Origin of the sequence: Mesorhizobium sp. M1E.F.Ca.ET.041.01.1.1 (assembly GCF_003997355.1) — a bacterium.
Taxonomy (GTDB): Bacteria; Pseudomonadota; Alphaproteobacteria; order Rhizobiales; family Rhizobiaceae; genus Mesorhizobium.
Genome location: NZ_RZSL01000901.1, coordinates 1 through 1,754, shown reverse-complemented (window position 1 = coordinate 1,754; position 1,754 = coordinate 1). Strand labels below are relative to the sequence as shown.

Genomic DNA, 1,754 nt, shown 5'->3' with positions numbered 1-1,754 from the left:
CTCCAGAAGCTTCAGCGGATCGAGGTCGGCGGCGATTTCGCTCAGCCTGCTCTTGGCGGCAATCGGGATACCCTGCGCTTGCAGGAGACGCTCGCAGGGAGTCTGTGGTGGATGATAGCGCTTGGCCACCTTCGCGCCGTCGCGTTGCTTGGCAGCCAGTTTGAACGAGGGCTGGAAGAAGTTCACGAACAGCCGGGATGCCCCGTAGAGGCGCGTGATCGCCCTGGCTGCCGCCAAGCCCTCGAAGCGCCGATAACCCAGGAGCTTCCGTACAACGGCGCCATTTTTCTGCTCGATCCACGCTTGGTCATTCTTGCGGTAAGGCCGCGAGCGGGTCAGTTCGATGCCGTGACCGAGGCAATACTCAATCAGCCTGTTGTTGACGAACTCGCTGCCGTTATCCACGTCCAGAGCGTTCAGAGCAAAAGGCAAGCTCAGGCGAATGCGCTCAAGTGTCTCGACCACGAGGGTGCTTTCTCGCACGACGATGGGCGCGGCCTCCGTCCATCCGCTCGCGATATCGGTCAGAACCAGGCTGTGAACGTAGCTACCGCGGTTGGCCTCTCCGCAATGAGCGACCAGGTCCATTTCCATGCTGCCGGGAAGTGGCTCGTTCCAGTCGGCAAAAGTGCGCATTTTGATGCGCCGCCGGGGCTCTGGCACAACCCTTGGATTCTTTTTCGTACGCAGGTTGCGCCTTGGCATCTGGAGCAAGCGGTCGATCGTCGCAGCGCTCATCGACAGGATCTTGTGGCGTATCTCCTCCTCGAGCTTCAAATGATCGTTGCGTTCCAGCGCAGGCAACAGAATGGGCAGCAGTGCCTTAAGGCGCTTGCCGCAGACTCGATCTGAAGCCTCCCACAGCACAATCAACGCGCCCCGAGCGGCCTCATCATAGAGCGACGGGCGTTGACGGGTCTGGCGATGCTTCGGCTCCGGGTGGCTGTTCAGGACACGGATTGCGGACTTCTCGTGATACCCCGTCGCCGCGATGAACTCCTCCAAGATCCTTCGCTTGTCCTTGGTCGTTGCGGCCGCATAGCGATCCCTGACCGCATTGGCCAGTTCCATGCGCATGGCATGCGTCATCTTCGTCTTCATGATGCCTCCCTGGTGATGAAGGCATCATGGCAACAGGCGCCTTCACGGGTAACATTTTAGGTGAGGCAACGAACCCGCTCGGTAACATTTTCCTTGAGGCAATGCGCTGTCATCGGGCGATGAATATTCCCTGATTGTGGGCATCGAAAATTCCCTAGTTGGCGCTGTTGCCGCCAGTTCCGGGACGGGTTCCGGAACTGGCGGCTTTCGCCATCAGTTCCGGCCGCCCGGCGATCTTGCGGGTGATGTCGCGGATTACCGCGCCGAGCATGGTGCGCAGCCGCTTGAGCTGCCGGTTGGCCCGTTTGAACTGCTGGCGTGGGCATAACGCTGATGCTTGATCAGCGCGAACTTGCCGACCCGCGCATAGGACTGGCGCAGCACAACACCGTGCTTCTTGACCAGCCGCTCGCGGGCGCGATGCATCAGCTTTGCGTCGGTCGGAAAGGTGATGGCCTTCTCCTGCACGGTGGACGACGATCCTCGCACGGAAGTCGGCCGGCTTGGCCGCCCCCAGCCGGGTCGCCGCCAGGCTCTCCTGCAGCAGCGCCGTCAGCCGTTCCTCGCCCATGCGCGGCGCCAGCGCGTCAGTGACGTGCGGTCGAAGACCCGGCGGTGCTGGAAGAACTCCTCGCCGCACAACAGCTGATAAT

The 1,754-nt window shown here is 61.5% G+C and carries 1 protein-coding gene and 1 pseudogene; both read right to left on the bottom strand.

What is annotated here, in order from left to right; genetic code table 11:
• A partial coding sequence (locus tag EOA38_RS39535; RefSeq protein WP_189435150.1) for a DDE-type integrase/transposase/recombinase occupies positions 1-1,101 on the bottom strand: 1,101 nt, incomplete at its 3' end.
• Positions 1,102-1,327: 226 nt separating this feature from the next.
• Positions 1,328-1,754: pseudogene (locus EOA38_RS35655) on the bottom strand (IS5/IS1182 family transposase); the annotation flags it as partial.